We start from the raw sequence: 19,054 nt of genomic DNA on the forward strand, positions 1-19,054 counted from the left end.
AATGATAATATTTTATTTGTGCGAATTTATAATTATATGTATTGGCTTATATTTTTCTTATTACAGGAGCAATTATCCAATTCATATGTTGCAACTTGAAGGTTATGATAATAAGGAATACAAAAATTGGATAAGGGAAAATAAAGACCATGTTAGTAAATTTTTCTACAGCAAAAATTATAAGTCAAAAACTCCTTTGGTATGGACTGACAGGGCAAAAAGGCTTTTAAAGACTCACAAACTTGTAAATTTCATATGCTTTCTTATAGGGGCAATAATTACTGATATAATATATGAAAATACAAAATCTTATTTAAGCCTTATAGGACTAATAATTTTTTCACTATTGATTTATTATTTCCAATATGTTTTGTTACTGATTTCAAATGCTATAAGAAAACCCAAGGAAGAAAAAATTAATCTTGGTTTTTATCTTCAAGCTCAAGAAAAAATAAAGACCCTAAAAAAGGAAAGTGGACTGAAAGTTTTAGGAATTACAGGTTCTTTTGGCAAAACATCAGTTAAATTTATCAGTGATACAATTTTAAAAGAAAAATATAGGACTAAAAATACTCCATCATCATTTAATACACCCATGGGACTTTCTAAGGTAATAAATAATGAATTAGATAAAAATCATGAAGTTTTTATTGCTGAATTAGGGGCAAAACAAAAGGGTGAAATTGATGAAGTTGCAAAGCTTGTTTCTCCTGATATTGGAATTATTACTGCTGTAGGGCCAACTCATATGCACCTATTTAAAACTATAGAAAATATTCAAAATACCAAGTATGAATTAATTGAAGATTTACCTGAAGATGGGATTGCCATTTTTAATTATGATAATGATTATGTCAAACCCTTAGCTGATAAGACAAAGAAAAAAACTTATCGTTACGGAATTAAGGATATAGAAAAACTTGATGTCTATGCAAAAGATATAAGGGTTAATGAGAAAGGTTCAACTTTTACTCTTGGCATAAAGGGATTAGGAGAAATTTCCTGTTCATCAGTTCTTTTAGGAATTCATAATATTTCTAATTTGCTTGCAGGAGCAAGTGCAGCTTATGTTTTAGGTCTTAATTTAGAACAAATAAAAAATGGCATAGAGAAAGTTAAGGCTGTGGAACACAGACTAAATATTGTGCCATCACCTGCTGGATATGTAGTAATTGATGATGCCTTTAATTCCAATCCTGTAGGTTTTCGTGCCGCTCTTAGTGTTATAGATGAATTTAAAGAAGGTAAAAAAATAATTATTACACCAGGAATGGTAGAACTTGGAGCAATTGAAGAAGAGGAAAATTATAAAATTGGTATAGAAATTGCAAAAGTCTGCGATTATGTAATTCTTGTAGGACAAAAGATTTCTGCTCCGATAAAAAGAGCTTTGATAGATAATAATTTTAACGAAGATAGGATATTTACAGTAAAAAGTCTTAATGATGGCACAAGTAAATTAGTAGAAATCGCCAAAGCTGGCGATGTAGTTTTATTTGAAAATGACTTGCCTGATAATTATAACGAGGAGTGATTTTATGTTTAATGTGGCTGTAGTTTTTGGAGGAATATCTGTGGAACATGAAGTTTCAGTTATCACAGGTCTTCAAGTTATTGAAAATTTAGATAAGGAGCAATTCAACCCGATTCCAATATATATATCTAAGGAAGGTAGATTTTATAGCGGTGAAATGTTAAAAGATTTCAAGACCTATAAAGAAGGAAAATATAGAGAAGCTACTGAAGTTTTTATAATTCCTCAAAAAGGAGATAGGTTTTTATATTCTACAAAGGTAGTGGGCGGAATATTTAAAAAAACCCATACAGAAAATTATATTTATGCAAGAATTGATGCAATATTTCCAGCCCTTCACGGAACTTTTGGCGAAGATGGAGCTATCCAAGGGCTTTTTGAATATATGAATATACCTTATGTAGGCTGTGGAGTTTTGGCAGGAGCCTGTGGTATGGATAAAGTTATTATGAAGGATATATTTAAAGCAAATAATATTCCTGTAGTTGATTATACTTATTTTTACAGAAGTGAGCTTAAAGATTTACAAAGTGTTCTAAAAAAATGTGAAAAATTAGGGTATCCATTAATTGTAAAACCAGCTAATCTTGGTTCTTCTATTGGCATTTCAAAAGTTAAAGATACTCTTGAACTTACTAAGGCTTTAGAAGTGGCATCAAATTATGATAAGAAAATAATAGTTGAAAAGTGCCTTACAGACCATAGAGAAATAAATGTTGCTGTTTTAGGTGACCAAGATGATTTAAAAGTTTCAGCTTGTGAAGAACCTATTACAGCAGAAGATATTTTAACCTATGGTGATAAATATGTGGGTTCATCAAAAACAAAGATGGCTTCACAAGAAAATCAAAAGAAAAAACTTCCTGCAGATTTGTCAAAAGAAGTGCATAATAAAATCTGCCAATTGGCTAAAGAATCATTTAAGGCAATTGATGCAACAGGAGTTTCAAGAATAGACTTTTTGCTAAAAAATGATGAAGTTTATGTAAATGAAATAAATACTTTGCCGGGTTCTATTGCATTTTATTTATTTGAAGTAGAAGGATTATCTTTTAAAGATTTACTTACAAAACTCTTAGAAATTGCTATTAAACGATTTAAAGAAAAAGAAGAAAATGTGTACTCTTATGATTCAAATCTCTTTAACAAGACAAGTTATGGAGCAAAAATTAAATGATTAAAGAAAAGATTTTAGAAGTAATTAAAAATTCAAAACCTCAGACAAAAGAAGATTTGGCAAAAGTTTTTAATATAAAAAAAAGAGATAGAGAAAATTTTTATTTTTTGTTGGAAAACCTTCAAAGACAAGGCTTGGTCTTTGAAGACAAAAAAGCTAAGCTGATATTTGTAGACAACAAGACATATTTCTTTGGAAAAATCCAAACTTCTAAAAAGGGTTTTGGATTTCTAATTACTGAAAATCTGGACGAAGATATTTATATTTCTGAAGAAAATTTAAATTTTGCCTTAAATTGCGATGATGTAATTGTAAAAAAATATAAGGATTCTTCAGGTTCAAAACCAGAAGGTAAAGTAGTTTTTATAGTCGAAAGAGTTAATCAAAAAGTTGTTGGAATTTTTCAAGCTACAAAAAATTTTGGTTTTGTAGTTGCAGATGATGCAAAATTTGCTACCGACATATATATTCCTAAAAAACGTATGAATGGAGCAAAAAATGGTCAAAAAGTTTTAGTAAAAATAGACAAATGGCCAAGCCCTGGCAAAAAACCAGAAGGAAGAGTCCTTGAAATTTTAGGATATCCTGATGAACCACATGTAGATATTTTATCTGTGGCAAAATCACTTGATATTCCTATGGAATTTTCAAAAACAGTAAAACGAGAAGCAAAATCACTGGAAACTTCAGTACAAGCTGAAGAAATTAAATCTAGACTAGATCTAAGAGATAAATTAATTTTCACAATTGATGGAGCAGATTCGAAAGATTTTGATGATGCAGTAAGTCTTGAAATATTAGAAAATGGAAATTATCTTTTAGGTGTTCATATTGCAGATGTGGCTCACTATGTAAAAGAAGATAGCCCCATAGATGAAGAAGCATTTTTAAGAGGAAATTCAGTTTACCTTTTAAATAAAGTAATTCCTATGCTACCCTTTGAACTTTCAAATGGAATATGTTCATTAAATGAAGGAGTAGATAGGTTGACCCTATCTTGCATAATGGAAGTAGATAAAAAAGGTCAAGTTATTAATAAAAAAATATGTGAGTCAGTAATTAATTCTAAAAAAAGACTTGTTTATGATTATGTTTCAGATTATTTAGAGGATGGAGTATCAGATGATTCTCTGATTGGACTTGAGGAAACATTAAAAAATATGTATGAGCTTTCCAAAATTTTGCAGGAGAAAAGAAGAGAAATGGGCTCCATAGATTTTGAAGTTCCAGAGGCTTTAATTAAGGTAACAGAAGACGGATGGCCTACAGAAATTTTAAGAAGAGAGAGAAGATCTGCCAACAAATTAATAGAAGATTTTATGCTTCTTGCAAATACAAGTGTTGCAGAATATTTTTTTAAGTTTGAAATCCCATTCTTATATAGAATTCACGAAAAACCAAGAGAAGAAAAAATCCAAGAATTAAATTCCTATCTTAGACCCTTAGGCTACATGGCAAATTTTGGAAGTGAAATAAAATCAAGAGATATACAAAAACTTCTAAAAAAAGTTCAGGGTAAAAAAGAAGAATTATTTATCTCAACTATGGCGTTAAGAGCTATGGCAAAGGCAAGATACTCACCCAAAAATGATATTCACTTTGGTCTTTGTTTTCAATATTATACTCATTTCACCTCTCCAATCAGAAGATATGCAGATTTGACTGTTCATAGAATAATAAAAGATTTTTTGAGAGGGGATTTGTCAAAGAATAAAGTCAAGAAATTAAAAGATGAGTTGCAAGGAATAAGTGAGCATATTTCAGCGACAGAAAGAGTTGCACAAGAAGCTGAAAGACAAGTTGAATCTATCAAAATGGCGGAATATATGTCTGATAGAATCGGCAATAAATATAATGGAATTATTTCTGGAATAACAAATTTTGGAATTTTTGTAGAATTAGAAAATTTAATTGAAGGATTAGTTTCTTACAAAACCATGAAAGGATTTTATGAATTTGACCCCGTAAATTATAGGGCGGTAGATGTTGATACAAAAAATTCTTTTGGAATTGGTGATTTAGTTACAATTAAAGTGGTAAATGTAAATTTAACTTTAGGCAAGATAGATTTTGAATTAGAAAGTGATGATAATGAAAAAGAAGAAGGCTGATGCAAATAATTTAAGTCAAAATAAAAAAGCAAGGCATGAATATTTCATAGAAGATATTTATGAAGCAGGCATAGAACTTAAAGGTACAGAAGTTAAATCAATAAGAAATGGTTCAGCTAATATAAAAGATGCTTTTTGTCAGATAAAAAATGGAGAAATGTTTATTTATAATATGCATGTCGCCCCCTATGAAGAAGGGAATATTTATAATGTTGACCCATTAAGAACAAGAAAATTACTTCTTCACAAAAAAGAGATAAGAAAGCTTGAAAAAATAAAGAACCTTCAAGGTTATTCTATAATACCCTTGCGTCTATATCTAAGTAAAGGCAGAGTCAAAGCTGAAATAGCAACAGCTAAAGGTAAAAAACTATATGACAAAAGAGCGGACATGGCAAAAAAAGAAGTTCAAAAAAGATTGAGAGAAAAAATAGATTATTAATCTAAATATAAATTTTTTGAAAATTATGAGATTTGAATCATCAAGTCTCTTTTTTAATGTATAAAAATACATTTTTAAGTGTATGGATAGTCAATATTTTCCTTTTGTCTGTTAGACTATCAGTTTAATTTTTTATAAAATTCTGTGTTATAATTAAATCAGGGTGATACTATGGCTTTTATTGAAGTTATTAATATGTCAAAGGTTTACAAAGCTGGAGAAACTTCCATTGTTGCCAATGACTCTTTGACTTTTCAGATAGAAAAAAATGAGTTTGCTATTATCTTAGGACCATCTGGCGCAGGTAAGTCGACTTTTCTTAATATTTTAGGGGGAATGGATAAGCCTACTGATGGGGAAATTATAGTAGACGGAAAAGAAATTTCAAAATATACAGATAGAGAATTAACTACATATAGAAGGAATGTGATGGCATTTGTTTTTCAATTTTATAATTTGATACCTAATTTAACTGCACTTGAAAATGTTGAATTAGCCACTCAAATAGTTAAAAATGCAAAGGATCCTCTTGAAGTTTTAAAATCTGTTGGTCTTGAGAATAGGATAAATAATTTTCCATCACAATTATCAGGTGGGGAGCAACAAAGGGTTTCTATAGCTAGAGCAATTTCAAAAAATCCCAAACTTTTATTATGTGATGAACCGACTGGTGCTCTTGATTATAAGACTGGTAAACAAATTTTGACTCTATTACAAGATTTAACAAGAAATACTGATACTACTGTGGTTGTTATAACTCACAACAGTGCTATTGCTCCTTGTGCAGATAGGGTTATTGAGATAACAGATGCAAAGGTAAAAAATATTTCAATAAATAAAGAGCCGAAAAAAATTAGCCAAATAGAATGGTAGTGATCTTTTGAAAGCAAGTAAAAAAGATAATTTTAAAGAAATTAAAAACACTTTTTCAAGGTTTATTTCAATACTTTTGATAGTGGGTCTGGGAGTTTTTGTTTTAATAGGACTTATTTGTACAGGACCTATAATGAGAAAGACGCTAGATAAAGCCATAAATAAATCTAATTATCAAGATATATATGTTAGTGCACCATCAGGCTTAGAAGACGAAGATATGAAAATTATTGAAAATCAAGATGGGCTTGATGAGCTTGAATATGCTTATGATATTGATTTATCTATAAAGGGACGTACAGAAGTCATTAAAGTTATGAATATGCCCTTGAAGATAAATATGCCTAATATTATTGAAGGAAAGCCTCCAAGAAAAGGTCAAATTCTTTTAGACAAAAGATTAAAGGAACTCTCATATAAAATTGGAGATAAAATTTCTTTTGCAACAGAAGTTAACAAGATGGATGAAAATGAAGGGCAAAGCAAGCTTAAAAATTATAGCTATGAGGTTTCAGGCTTTTGTAATAGTCTTGATTATATAATGAACAGGACCAGAGGATATTCTCAAAGAGGTCTTGGAGAAATTCAAGGTTTTGCTTATATTGATGCTGGTGAATTTAATGATAAACCAACAATTGCTAGACTTATTTATAAAGATTCAAAAAAATATGATACTTCAGATAAAGAATATAAGAATTTAATATCTTCTAAATTTCAAAGTTTAAAAATTGATATGAGATATAGACCCTCCAACAGATTAGAAAAAATAAAGGGTAATATTTCTGATGATATAAAAAACGGCGAAGGTAAAATAGCCGATGCCAGAATGCAGCTTATAAACGCCAAGGATAAACTTGAAAGAGGCAGGAATGATTTAAAAAAAGGTCAAGACCAATATGAAAAAGGTCTAAAAGAATTTCAAAGTCAAAAAAAAGAAGGACAAGACAAGTTAACAGATTCAAAATATAAATTATCTAAGGCAAAAGGCGATTTAAATAAAGCTGATAAAGACTTAAAAGAAGGCAAGAAGAAACTTGATAATGGAAAGAAAGACCTTAACGATGCCAAAAGCCAAATTGATGAAAATAGAGAAAAATTACAAGATGGCTACAGAAAATATGAAAACGGCAAGGGTCAGCTTAAGGCGGGAGAAGAGGCTTTAAGTGAAGGTGAAAAACAGCTTGCAGATGGCAGAAAAAAACTTGATGATGGTTGGAAAAAAATTGAAGAATCAAAAATAAAACTTCAAGAAGGTAGAATAAAATACGAACAAGGCATACAAGAATATACTGAAGGGAAAAGAAAGCTTGAAGAGTCAAAGGGAAAGATTGTTGAAACTTTCAACAAAATGGGCATATCAAATGTAAATTATGACCAAGCTCAAAGTCTAATTATTACAATGTCATCAGCCCTAGACAGATTATCTCCCTTGATAGATCAAAGTAAAGGCATTGATGAACAAATTTCTCAATCTCAAAAAAATATAGAAAACTATCAAAATCAAAAAAATAAAATTGAAGCTGATATTGAATCATTAAATAAAGAGATTGCAGACGAAAATGATGTTCAAAAAAAGCAAGAGCTTTCCAATAAATTAGAATCTTTAAAAAATCAAAAAAATCAGATAAATGCAGATTTAGCAAAAGAAAATCTTAAGCTCCAAACCCTTAAAAAAACAAAGGAAGAAATTGACAAGAACTTTGCAGAACTTGATAAAATCCTTCCAGGAATAGGAAATATTGGCGATATTAATTCTATAAAGGAAAAATTATCTCAAGCTAAGGATGGAGTCGCTAAGATTCAAACAGGTGAAAAGACTTTAATTGAAGCTAAAGCTAAGCTTGACAGTTCAAAGACCCAGCTTGAAGAAGGAGAAAAACAGCTCCAAGAAGGTATAAGCGAAGCCGAGGCTGGAGAGGCTGAATATGCCAAAAATGAAGAAAAAATAAAAGATAATAGAAAAAAAATACAAGTAGGAAAAGAAGAGCTTATAAAAGCTAAAAAAGATTTAGACGAAGGAGAAAGTAAGCTTAAAAAAGGTGAAAAAGATTACGATGAAGGCCTAAAAAAATATGATGAAAATTATAATAAATATGTAGAAGGTAAAGCTAAATACGAATCTGGTAAAAAGGAGTATGATGAAGGTCAAAAGGCATTTGTTGAAGGTCAAAAAACTTTCGATAAAGAGATACAAGTTGGACAAAATAAATTAAATGATGCCAAATATAAATTATATAAAGGAAAAAAAGATTTAGCAAAGGGACAAAGCGAATTTAATGACAAATCAAAAGATGCTGAAGAAAAAATATCTAAAGCTGAAAATGATATAGATAAGGGTAAGAGATATTTAAATATTATAAAAGAACCGAGATATTCTATAAGCCCTAGATATCAGATTGTAGATGTAAATACCTATATAGATTATTCAAAAAGAATTGATGGACTCTCTTTAATATTTCCAATATTTTTCTTTGCTATTGCACTTTTGGTTTCATTTACAACTATGACTAGAATGGTGGAAGAAGAGAGAACAATAATTGGAACTTATAAGGCACTTGGTTACACAGATAAAGAAATTTCCGAAAAATATTTTATATATGGGGCGTTGGCTTCAATAATTGGAGGATCGATCGGTGCAATTTCAGGATCTTATATATTAACCTATGTTATTGGAAATGCTTATTCTACTGATAGTATTTTTGAAGGCAATCTAATTATTAGTCCTTATCCTTTAAAAATATTATTTGCCATAATTGTTGGTTTTATTTTTACAGCCTTAGCTGCAATTTTTACAGCTAACAATTCTCTTCGTGAAAATACCGCAAGTCTATTAAGACAAAAACCTCCAAAGATAGGAAACAGAATTTTATTGGAAAGATTTCCCTTTATTTGGAAGAGAATGAGTTTTTTATTTAAGGTTACAGCAAGAAATCTTTTCCGCTCTAAGAAAAGAATGTTTATGACTGTAATTGGCATAATGGGATGCACTGCCTTATTGGTCTTGGGTTTTGGAATCAAAGGCTCAGTAGAAGATATAGAAGATTTACAATTTTCACAAATAATTAAATATGATTTAGCAATTTCTTATGATAGGGATATTGATGAGGATGATTTTAAAAACTATAAGGAATTTATAAATAATTCTTCCCTAGATAGGGGAAAGTTTTACCAAGAACAATTTACAGTGGAGTATCCTAAAATGGACCAAAGCCTTAATCTTATAGTTCCCTCTGATATTAATGAATTTTCTAAATTCTTCTCTATCAGAAATCCTAAAACAAGAAAGGCAATAAATCTAGACGGAAGAGGAGCGGTAATTTCTCAAAAACTATCAAAACTTTTGCATATAAAAAAAGGTGATATTCTAAAAATAAGAGATGCCTATGATAACGAATTTGAAGTAGAAGTAAAAGATATATGTGAAATGTATATCACTCATTATATTTTTATGAATAAGGATTATTATGAAAAAATTAAGGGCGAAAAATTTACGACAAATACAGACTTTATTAAAAATTTAAATGACAAAGAAATGAAAAATTTAAAAAACAAAGTCATAAATTATAAAGTCGTCACTTCAGTTGTGGGAGCAGATATATTCAGAAAAGCCTTGAATCAATTCCTATATTCAATAGAAAAAGTTGAAGGAATTATTGTAATAATGTCCTCACTTCTAGCTATAGTTGTTTTATACAATCTAACTAATATAAATATTGAAGAAAGGCGAAGAGAAATAGCCACAATAAAAGTTTTAGGTTTCTATGCAAAAGAAACTACAGCATATGTTTATAGGGAAACTTTTATTTTAACCTTTTTGGGAATAGTCATTGGATTAATTGTTGGTAAACTTCTTCATTATTTTATCCTGCAAATTGTAGTTCCTTACTATGTAATGCTGTCTGAACATTTAGTTGTAGTTTCCTACATTTATGCAAGCCTTATAACTTTATTTATAACAATATTTATAATGATAATCTTCCACTTCAAAATCAAAAAAATAGATATGGTAGAATCATTAAAGTCTAATGAATAAACAAATAAAAATAGAGGTAAAAGGGAGAATAATAAACTCCCTATTTTTTTATTATGAGCATTACACATATAGAAATAAATAAAAGTATTTATTTGTTTTCATATTTTAAGAGTTTAAATTCGATAAAATTTTTTATTTCTTCATAGATAAATTCTATATCAGATTCTTTAATATCAAAAATACCATTTTTCGTCTTCAATTTAATTTTATTGTCAATAAATATAATTTCACAATTCACTGGTGTAAAAAAATAATTAAGTTTTTCTGCAGAAGTTTTATTAACAAATTCTTTATATTTAGTTATATTCAGATTGTTATTATTAATCAATATTTGTTCCAAAATATTTTTTATATAATTAATATCTGACTTTAATTCCGATTCACTTATATCAATTTCAATATCAATTTTTAACAATCTAGACACATTTATATTAAGCACCCTTGCAATATCTATTATCATAATAATGCTTGGTTCTATCTTACCTATTTCATATTTTTGAACAGTAGCATATGACATATTGAGACTTTGAGACAATTCCTTTAATGACATATTTTTAGCAATTCTTTCTTTTCTTATGTTATTTCCAATTTTTTCTAGTATTAAAATATTTTCATCTTTATTATTCACGTTTATCCTCCAGTATTTAATAAGAATATTATGGATTAAAAATAAAAAAATATTTTAGATTTAAAATATAATAAGCTTGACAATATTATTGGTATTGATATAATAATATTAATAATATTTAAAGTACATAAAATATTATTAATATTAATTTAGGAGGTAGAGAAATGAAACTTGATAGAAAATTTTTATCATTTTATTATGATGATGTTGAAGATTTTCCGGAATTAATAATCAATAAAGAAAAGACTATGTTATTGATTATAGATCTACAAAATGAATTTTGCTTAGAAAATTTTGGAGAAGCATTGGAATTCAAGATCCAAGGTACTTGGGAAAAATGGAAGCCTCACTATGAACGCTTAAAAAATATTACAATACCAAATGCAAAAAAAATGTTGGATTTTTTCAGAGAAGAAAAAATGCCTGTAAGCTTTGGAAGGATAGCGTGTTTACGTGAAGATGGTGAAGACAGATCACCAGTTCAGAAATCAGAAGGATGGAATAATATGTTAATGCCTGTTAATTCATATTCAGCTGAGATGGTTGATGAATTAACTCCAATAAAAAACGAAATAGTGGTTAATAAGACAACGGATTCTGTAACAACTGGTACTAACTATCTTCAACTACTTGATTTTATGGGAATTGAAACTGTTGTAGTATGTGGGATAGTAACCGATCAATGTGTTGCTTCAACTGTTAGAGGATTGGCCGATGCTGGATACAAAGTTATAACTGTTCATGATGCATGCGCAGCACCTGATATGGAATTACACAAACAAGAACTCACTATAATGAATGTAATTTATACCTATGTAATGAGTACGAATGATGCAATTGAGTTAATTAAAAAATCATAGTTAGGTGCTGTTATGGAACAAAAAGAAGTAAAGCTTGAAAAAAAATTAGGGTTTTGGGCAATTTGGGCAATAGGTGTAGGTTCTGTTGTTGGAGATGGAATTTTTCTTCTTATTGGAGAAGGAATAGATATAGCTGGTCCAAGTGCTCTTTTAGGATTTATTATAGCAGGGATTATACAGATGTGCATGATGGTAGCACTGGGAGAATTTTCAGTTTGTATGCCTAATGCAGGAGCTATGGCAGTTTGGGTTGAAAGGATTTTTGGAAAAGGTGCTGGATTTATTAGTTCAATGACTTTTGCTATTGGATGGGTAATAACAGGAGGTTCGACTGGACTTGCTTGTGGTATAATGACTTGCTATTACTTTCCAAACTTGGATTTACAACTTTGGAGTATGATATTTGCCATTTTATGGGTAAGTATTTTTGCTATTTTAAATATTTTAGGAGTAGGACTTGCAGCTAAGGTTCAACTGGGACTTGTTTTAATATTAATGGCATTCATGTTGGCATTGGGTATATTTGGACTTCCTTATGTAAGCTTTGACGCATATAAACCTTTCTATACTAATGGTTTTGGAGGAATGCTTAAAGCAATCCCCATAGGAACATATGCTTATATGGGTGCAATAACACTCTGTACAGCAGGGGGAGAATGTAAAGATCCTAGGCACATGCCAAAAGCTTTATTGTGGTCAAGTTTAACATTTCTTATAGTTTATACCTTGGCTCAATTTGTAGCTATCGGTGTTCTAACCCCAGAACAAATATCATTAAAAGTATCACCATTCACAGTAGCAGCAGAAGTTGTGTTTGGAAGTTTAGGAGGAAAACTTATAAATTTAGCAGGTCTAATTGCTGCAGCAACAACTATACTTGGAGGGACAATTTTTGCTTCATCAAGAATTTTTTATGAAGAAGCTCAGGAAGGGTTATTACCCAAAGCATTTAAAAAACTTCATAAGAAATATCATACCCCTGTATTTGCAATTGTAGTTGTTTGGATAATATCATGCATATTAATTATTTTAGCAAGTTTCGGAGCAGAATATATATATTCTTCTTTAAGTAATCAAGTAGTATTTGCTTGGTGTATATCATGGACGATTGCTTTATTTGCAGCTATAAAATATAGAAAATTATTTTATAGTGAGATTAAAGAAAATGGATGGGTTCAACCTTTATTCCCATTATTTCCAGTCGTTGGAATTATAGGAGCTTTAATGATTATGTGGACTTCTTATTCAAGTGAAATAATCCAGCTGTTGATAGGAGTCTTATGGCTTACAATTCTGATTATATATTATCTATATGTAAAAAATAAAAAATTTAAAGATATTTAGATTTTAGGAAAAAAATATATTTCTATTTTTATAGGAGGAGCAAATGGATAATTTTTATAAAAGAGACGAATGCTCAATATCAGACATAATGAAACTGCGATTTAATCCTCTAGTTGCAGATAGGGGTGAAGGAATATATATCTATGACATAAAGGATAAAAGATATATTGATTTTTCTTCAAATTGGGGAGTAGTAAATACAGGTTATTCCCACCCAAAAGTGAATTATGCAATAAAAAATCAGCTTGAAAAATTATCCTTTGTTTCAACTATAACTATTATAAATGAAGAAAGCATAATTTTAGCAGAAAAACTAAAAAAACTAACACCTGGAAATTTTAAAAAAAAGGTATGGTTTGGATTATCGGGTTCAGATGCTAATGAGATGATTTATAAAGCTATTTCAGTTGATAATAAAAAAAATAAGATTATTTCTTTTACAGGGTCATATCATGGGCAATCCATAGGATCTTATTCTATGTCAGGACATCCTATGCAAAAAAAATCTTATGCTTCAAATGTTATAAAAATTCCATATCCATATTGTTACAGATGTCCATTTTCAAAAGAAGAAAAAAGTTGTGAGAGGGAATGCTTAAAATTTATTAAAGATTATTTATTAAATCTGGCATATTCGCCTGATAGTATAGGAGCTTTAATTGCTGAAACCATACAATGTGATGGTGGTGTAGTTCCAATGCCTTATGGATATTTAGAAAATTTATATAATATTTTAAAGAAAAATGGAATATTTCTTATAATTGATGAAGTTAAAATTGGATTTGGTAGAACAGGATATTTTTTCAGTTATGAAAAACAAAAAATAATTCCTGATGCAGTTGTAATGGGTAAATCCATAGCATCAGGTTTGCCATTAAGTGCAGTTGTTGGTAGAAGAGAAATTCTTGATAAAGAAGAAGGACTACATTTATTTACAACTTCGGGAAGTCCGATTTCTGCTAGAGCTTCGATTGCAACAATCCTGGTTATAAATGAAGAAAAATTAGTAGAAAACTCCAGTGAAATGGGAAGAATTTTAATGGAATCTCTAAATGATTTGCTTAAAAAATTTGATCAAATAGGAGATGTGAGAGGTAGAGGTCTTGTTGTAGGCATTGAAATAGTAAAAGATAAAAAAAGTAAAATTCCTGATGCTAAATTAGCTGCAATGATTTCTTACAACTGTTATGAAAAGGGTCTTATTTTATATCCTGTAGGAATATTTTCTAATGTACTTGAAATAACTCCGCCTCTAATAATTAATAAGGAAGAAATTTATGAGGCTGTATCTATATTAGAAAGTGCAATATATGAGTGCATTAAGGGAGATTTTGATGCTTCAAAACTAGAAAATTTCTGTGGATGGGCTTTATAAGAAAAATTTTAAAATATATATCTATATTAAAAAGTTGAAAATAAATTATTTTAATCAGTCGTTATTTTCCATAATGAAATAAGCTTTAATTAATTATTTAATCTAAGGCTAGCGGAGATGACTTATAATGTTTCTCCTAATATAAAAGAGCAGGCTAACAACCTGCTTTTTTATTCGGATATATTTATCTATAAAAGTTTATGAATTTAATTAGGAATATAGTGTATAATATTTATTATATTCATAATTTTATATTACAAAGGAGTTTTAATATAATGAAATTTATTTCATGGAACATAGATTCATTAAATGCCGCTTTGACGAGTTCATCAAATAGGGCAATTTTAACAAGGGCTATTCTTTCTTCTATTAGAGATGAAGATCCTGATTTATTTGCTGTTCAGGAAACTAAACTGCCACCTACAGGATTGTCAAAAAAGCACAAGGAAATTTTGGAAAAGGAATTTCAAAATTATTCATATGTTTATGTTACATCCAAAGAAGAAGCAAGAAAATCTTATGCGGGAACTATGATTTTTTATAAAAAAGATTTGGAATGTAAAGCTACTTATCCTGAAATTGGAGCCCCAGGCTCAATGGATATGGAGGGAAGGATCCTTACTTTAGAGTTTAAAGATTTTTATTTCTCAACAGTTTACACTCCAAACGCTGGAGATGGTTTAAAAAGACTTTCTGATAGGCAAGTTTGGGATAAAAAATATTTAGAATATTGTCAAGAGCTTGATAAAAATAAACCATTAGTTTTGTGTGGAGATTTCAACGTAGCTCATAAGGAAATAGATCTTGCTAATCCTAACAACAATCATTTTTCTGCTGGTTTTACAGATGAAGAAAGGATGGGATTTACTAATCTTTTAGATGGAGGATTTGTTGATACTTTTAGGCTGATTAATGGAGATGTTGAAGGTAAATATACTTGGTGGGCTCAAAGGATAAAGACTTCTAAAATTAATAATTCTGGTTGGAGAATTGATTATTTTCTTGTAAGTCAGAGGATAAAAGATAAGGTGAAAAAATCCCATATGATGGATTCTGGACAAAGACAGGACCATACACCGATAATTTTGGAAATTGATTTATAAAAATATGGTCTTTGCACGAAGGGGACTGCCCTTAGACTATTCCTTAACAATTAAAAATAAAAATATTTGGTTTTTTTTAAATATTGACACAAAAAAGGGGACTGTCCTTTAGGACTGTCCCTTAATAATTAAAAAAATTAATATTTAAGCTCTTTTGAATTATACACTAGATAAGTTAGTATTATAAATACTATAAATAATACTAAATTTATTCCTAAAGCTGCAATATTTATATTTGCTGAAATAAAAGAGTAGGGTTTAAAAGCTTCCAAAGGCAAAAAGCTTGCAAGTGTCAAAAGACTTCCGCCCACAACTTTTCCTATTATTGTAAATAGTATAACAAGTAATATAAATAATGTGCTGACTGCATCGGCATGGATTGAGCTTTGTGAAAAACTTGAAAATAAAAATCCTATTGACATAAAGACAAGTCCACCAGCGAAGAGTCCGATAAATATTCTAACAATGCTTTCAATAATGTCAAAAGTTGTAAAATTGGAAATATATTCTTGGTTAATTCCAAGAGTTTTAACTGCACATAATAAACCAAATGTAGCAATTCCTATTATAGCTAAAAATATTATATAAACTATTGTATTGGCACAAAGTTTTCCAGTAACTATATCTGATTTAGAAATTGGGTTTGAGTAAATATATGAAATATTTCCGCTTCCTTGTTCTTTTGATAAAGAATTTGCACCTATTTGCATTGCAAATATATAGATAAGAATTCCTATATAATGGAAAACTAAAGATAAATATTCAGCAATGCTTGTTATATCAAAACCTTCTTCAAATCCTAATATTGATTTTGGAGCTGAGCTTAAAGAATTTAGTAGAGATTCAACTATACTTGTCATTTGAGGCTCTACAAGAAGAGGGAAAAATGCAATCATAAGACCTGTTAATATTATTATAACTATTGCCCATGCAATAAGTTTTGCAAAGTTATTTTTAAATTCCATTGAAAATATCATTCTTGATCCTCCTTCTTGTCAGAAAGGTCGATTTCTTTACCTTTTTTTATAACTATTGTGTCTTGGTTTGAGGCACTAGAAGTGTCATTCTTATCACCTAAAATAATATTTGTGTTTTGAAAATCATCATTGGCATTTTCAGATGTTGAAAAAATTTCTTCGCTTTTATTGTTTTGATTATTCTCAGCATCTATATTATTTTCTATAGGATCTTCTTTTATAAATGTATTGTCATTGTCAATATTTTCTTGAGGAATATTTGTATTTACAGAAATATCTTTACTTTCAGTGAAATCTGTTTTCTTTATATTATCTTTTTTTCTTATTTCTTTAAATTTTGCATCTTCATAATATGCACAGAGTTTATCTTCTAAATTGGCATTTTCCAAAGTATAATTTTCAAGTCTTTCATCATAAATGACTTCGGAAAGTTTAGTTAAATCACCATCATAGTAAAGAATGGTTTGTGCATCTGAATCTTTAATAAGTCTTGCACCAGCTTGTGTAAAATATGATAAATTTCCTCTGTAATTATCAATCTTTAAAATCTTATCATAAGTGGTTTTTTCATTATTAAATTCCACATCTTTAATTTGACCCTTATACATATAAGCTATTCTTTTTGAATATTTTTTTGCTTCAATTAAAGAATCAGTTAAAAGAAAAACAGTAGTACCTTCGCCCCTGTTAATATTTACTAAATGGCTGAATAATAAGTCCTTATCATCTGCATTAAGACTATTTGTCGGGTCGTCTAAAATAATAAGTCTAGGTCTTATAATTAAGGCATTTATTATCTGTAATAATTTTCTCTCTCTTTCATTCATTTCTCCAAATTTATATCTTGGGTCGAAATCGAAGTACTTTGCTAATAAATCAATATCTTCCGTACTTTTTAAATTGTGGCTAGCTAGAGTTTTTTTAAAGACGCTCATAGCCCTCATATTGTCTGGTAAAAATATCTCTTTACTAACAAAACTTACACTTTCTTTGATTTCCTTAGATTCTTTAAATGTATCCATATCATAAATAAGAGCTTGTCCACTATTTGCTTTCAAAAAGCCCATTAGAATCTTTGTTAGAGTTTCTTTACCAGAGTCCTTTGTGCCTAGAAGAGTGTAAAATTCTCCATCAAGAACTTCTAAATTTAAGTTATCTAAAAGAGTTTCACGTCTGCTTCTTTTGGTTAAATTATCTATTAAAATGGCACTCAAATTGTTCACCTCTTTTGTATTTATTAGTTTAATTATACATTATAATGTTTTCAATTTAAAGACAATTAATAATTTATATTGTAAAATAGAGGTATTATAAGTTTTTTATTATAAATATATTTAGCTTTATTTAATGTATGAATATAATAAGATAAATAAAAAATGAAAAGCTCAATAAATATAATTAAAATTTTAGAGTTTTTATAAATAAAATTAAAAGATTTATAGTAACTTTATTTATGATATAATTATTTTGGTCAAGGAGTGATTATATGAAACTTGGTATAGTTGGGCTTCCCAATGTAGGAAAGTCAACTTTATTTAATGCCTTAACACAGGCTGGGGCTGAGGCTGCAAATTATCCTTTTGCAACTATTGAGCCTAATATTGGAGTTGTAAATGTTCCTGATGAAAGATTAAAAGTTTTATCAGATATTTCAAAATCAGGAAGAATAGTTTATACAAATATAGAATTTTATGATATAGCTGGACTTGTTAAGGGTGCCAGCAAGGGAGAAGGTCTTGGTAACCAATTTTTGTCAAATATAAGAGAAGTTGATGCAATTGTTCATGTTGTCAGATGTTTTGAAAATGAAAATGTCATCCATGTTGATGGGAAAGTAGACCCTGTTCGTGATATTGAAAATATAAATTTGGAATTAGTTTTTTCAGACTTGGAACAAATTGATAAAAGGTTAGCAAGACTGGAAAAACAAGCTAAGGCTGATAAAAGTTTAAAACCTGAACTTGAACTTCTATTAAAAGTTAAAAAAGTTCTTGAAGAAGGTAAGCCTGCGAGATCTTTAGAATTATCTGATGAAGAAGAAAAAATTATTAAAAATTTTGCTCTTCTGACATTAAAACCTGTAATTTATGTTGCTAATGTTTCAGAAGAAGATGCCCATAATAATGGTCAAGATAATGAAATGGTTAAAAAAGTAAAAGAAATGGCCGAAAAATCAAATGATGAAACTGTTGTTATATCTTGTGAAATTGAATCAGAAATTTCTGAACTATCTGAAGATGAAAAGCAGTTATTTTTGAAAGACTTGGGTCTTGATGAATCAGGACTTGATAAATTAATAAAATCATCTTATAAACTTTTGGGACTTATTTCATTTTTGACTACAGGAGAAATGGAATCTCGTGCTTGGACAATTAAAAAAGGAACTAAAGCACCAGGAGCAGCTGGTAAAATTCATACAGATATGGAAAGAGGCTTTATAAAGGCTGATATTATTTCTTATGAAGACTTAGTAAGTCAAGGTTCTATGGCTGCTGCAAGGGAAAAAGGTCTTATAAGAAGTGAGGGTAAAGATTATATTATGCAAGATGGGGATGTTTGCGTATTTAAGTTTAATGTTTAATTAAATAAAGGAGAAA

Annotated in this window: 14 protein-coding genes; 11 read left to right on the forward strand and 3 right to left on the reverse strand. The window is 29.2% G+C overall.

Translation table 11 applies throughout. From position 1 onward, the window contains the following. The first annotated feature begins 1 nt into the window (after position 1). The 6 genes from F594_RS0104245 (at position 2) to F594_RS0104270 (ending at position 10,170) form a co-directional block, all read left to right on the forward strand. A complete protein-coding gene (locus F594_RS0104245; RefSeq protein ID WP_019034661.1) occupies positions 2-1,534 on the forward strand; it encodes a UDP-N-acetylmuramoyl-tripeptide--D-alanyl-D-alanine ligase in 1,533 nt (510 codons plus the stop codon). Between the two features lie 4 nt (positions 1,535-1,538). Continuing rightward, positions 1,539-2,711 carry a D-alanine--D-alanine ligase family protein gene (locus F594_RS0104250; RefSeq protein WP_004824416.1) on the forward strand — a complete coding sequence of 391 codons (1,173 nt, stop codon included), beginning with the start codon at positions 1,539-1,541 and terminating at the stop codon, positions 2,709-2,711. Further along, positions 2,708-4,822, forward strand: coding sequence for a ribonuclease R (rnr, locus tag F594_RS0104255; protein WP_019034662.1), 2,115 nt, complete (start codon positions 2,708-2,710; stop codon positions 4,820-4,822). The genes F594_RS0104250 and rnr overlap by 4 nt, the downstream gene beginning before the upstream one ends. After that, positions 4,803-5,264 (forward strand): SsrA-binding protein SmpB, encoded by a 462-nt coding sequence (gene smpB / locus F594_RS0104260; RefSeq protein WP_019034663.1) that lies wholly within the window; start codon positions 4,803-4,805, stop codon positions 5,262-5,264. Before rnr ends, smpB begins: the two co-directional genes overlap by 20 nt. Positions 5,265-5,435: 171 nt before the next feature. Next, positions 5,436-6,137 carry an ABC transporter ATP-binding protein gene (locus F594_RS0104265; RefSeq protein ID WP_019034664.1) on the forward strand — a complete coding sequence of 234 codons (702 nt, stop codon included), beginning with the start codon at positions 5,436-5,438 and terminating at the stop codon, positions 6,135-6,137. 7 nt (positions 6,138-6,144) lie between these two features. Next, a complete protein-coding gene (locus tag F594_RS0104270) occupies positions 6,145-10,170 on the forward strand; it encodes an FtsX-like permease family protein (protein ID WP_019034665.1) in 4,026 nt (1,341 codons plus the stop codon). An 88-nt stretch (positions 10,171-10,258) separates the two neighbouring features. Here the strand turns inward: F594_RS0104270 and F594_RS0104275 are convergent, their stop codons facing one another. Then, complete coding sequence (locus F594_RS0104275; RefSeq protein ID WP_019034666.1) at positions 10,259-10,798, reverse strand: helix-turn-helix domain-containing protein; 540 nt, start codon at positions 10,796-10,798, stop codon at positions 10,259-10,261. Positions 10,799-10,962: 164 nt separating this feature from the next. On the opposite strand from F594_RS0104275, the gene F594_RS0104280 reads away from it, so the two are divergent. The 4 genes from F594_RS0104280 (at position 10,963) to F594_RS0104295 (ending at position 15,480) form a co-directional block, all read left to right on the forward strand. Continuing rightward, complete coding sequence (locus F594_RS0104280; protein WP_019034667.1) at positions 10,963-11,658, forward strand: cysteine hydrolase family protein; 696 nt, start codon at positions 10,963-10,965, stop codon at positions 11,656-11,658. Between the two features lie 12 nt (positions 11,659-11,670). Continuing rightward, a complete protein-coding gene (locus tag F594_RS0104285; RefSeq protein ID WP_019034668.1) occupies positions 11,671-13,002 on the forward strand; it encodes an APC family permease in 1,332 nt (443 codons plus the stop codon). A 43-nt stretch (positions 13,003-13,045) separates the two neighbouring features. Next, positions 13,046-14,377, forward strand: coding sequence for an aspartate aminotransferase family protein (locus F594_RS0104290; RefSeq protein ID WP_019034669.1), 1,332 nt, complete (start codon positions 13,046-13,048; stop codon positions 14,375-14,377). A 275-nt stretch (positions 14,378-14,652) separates the two neighbouring features. After that, positions 14,653-15,480 (forward strand): exodeoxyribonuclease III, encoded by an 828-nt coding sequence (locus F594_RS0104295; RefSeq protein WP_019034670.1) that lies wholly within the window; start codon positions 14,653-14,655, stop codon positions 15,478-15,480. Positions 15,481-15,617: 137 nt separating this feature from the next. On the opposite strand, the gene F594_RS0104300 is transcribed toward F594_RS0104295, so the two are convergent. Next, positions 15,618-16,457 carry an ABC transporter permease subunit gene (locus F594_RS0104300; RefSeq protein ID WP_019034671.1) on the reverse strand — a complete coding sequence of 280 codons (840 nt, stop codon included), beginning with the start codon at positions 16,455-16,457 and terminating at the stop codon, positions 15,618-15,620. Further along, positions 16,454-17,671 carry an ATP-binding cassette domain-containing protein gene (locus F594_RS0104305; protein WP_019034672.1) on the reverse strand — a complete coding sequence of 406 codons (1,218 nt, stop codon included), beginning with the start codon at positions 17,669-17,671 and terminating at the stop codon, positions 16,454-16,456. Before F594_RS0104305 ends, F594_RS0104300 begins: the two co-directional genes overlap by 4 nt. A 272-nt stretch (positions 17,672-17,943) precedes the next feature. On the opposite strand from F594_RS0104305, the gene ychF reads away from it, so the two are divergent. Then, positions 17,944-19,038: a redox-regulated ATPase YchF gene (gene ychF / locus F594_RS0104310; protein WP_019034673.1), complete on the forward strand. Its 1,095-nt coding sequence runs from the start codon at positions 17,944-17,946 to the stop codon at positions 19,036-19,038. The last annotated feature ends 16 nt before the right edge of the window (positions 19,039-19,054 follow it).

Source organism: Peptoniphilus lacrimalis DSM 7455, assembly GCF_000378725.1.
Lineage (GTDB): Bacteria > Bacillota > Clostridia > Tissierellales > Peptoniphilaceae > Peptoniphilus_A > Peptoniphilus_A lacrimalis.

Coding starts and splice junctions, on each gene's coding strand:
- F594_RS0104245 (WP_019034661.1), top strand. CDS start 2: ATGATAATATTTTATTTGTGCGAATTTATAATTATATGTATTGGCTTA.
- F594_RS0104250 (WP_004824416.1), top strand. CDS start 1,539: ATGTTTAATGTGGCTGTAGTTTTTGGAGGAATATCTGTGGAACATGAA.
- rnr (WP_019034662.1), top strand. CDS start 2,708: ATGATTAAAGAAAAGATTTTAGAAGTAATTAAAAATTCAAAACCTCAG.
- smpB (WP_019034663.1), top strand. CDS start 4,803: ATGAAAAAGAAGAAGGCTGATGCAAATAATTTAAGTCAAAATAAAAAA.
- F594_RS0104265 (WP_019034664.1), top strand. CDS start 5,436: ATGGCTTTTATTGAAGTTATTAATATGTCAAAGGTTTACAAAGCTGGA.
- F594_RS0104280 (WP_019034667.1), top strand. CDS start 10,963: ATGAAACTTGATAGAAAATTTTTATCATTTTATTATGATGATGTTGAA.
- F594_RS0104285 (WP_019034668.1), top strand. CDS start 11,671: ATGGAACAAAAAGAAGTAAAGCTTGAAAAAAAATTAGGGTTTTGGGCA.
- F594_RS0104290 (WP_019034669.1), top strand. CDS start 13,046: ATGGATAATTTTTATAAAAGAGACGAATGCTCAATATCAGACATAATG.
- F594_RS0104295 (WP_019034670.1), top strand. CDS start 14,653: ATGAAATTTATTTCATGGAACATAGATTCATTAAATGCCGCTTTGACG.
- F594_RS0104300 (WP_019034671.1), bottom strand. CDS start 16,457: ATGATATTTTCAATGGAATTTAAAAATAACTTTGCAAAACTTATTGCA.
- ychF (WP_019034673.1), top strand. CDS start 17,944: ATGAAACTTGGTATAGTTGGGCTTCCCAATGTAGGAAAGTCAACTTTA.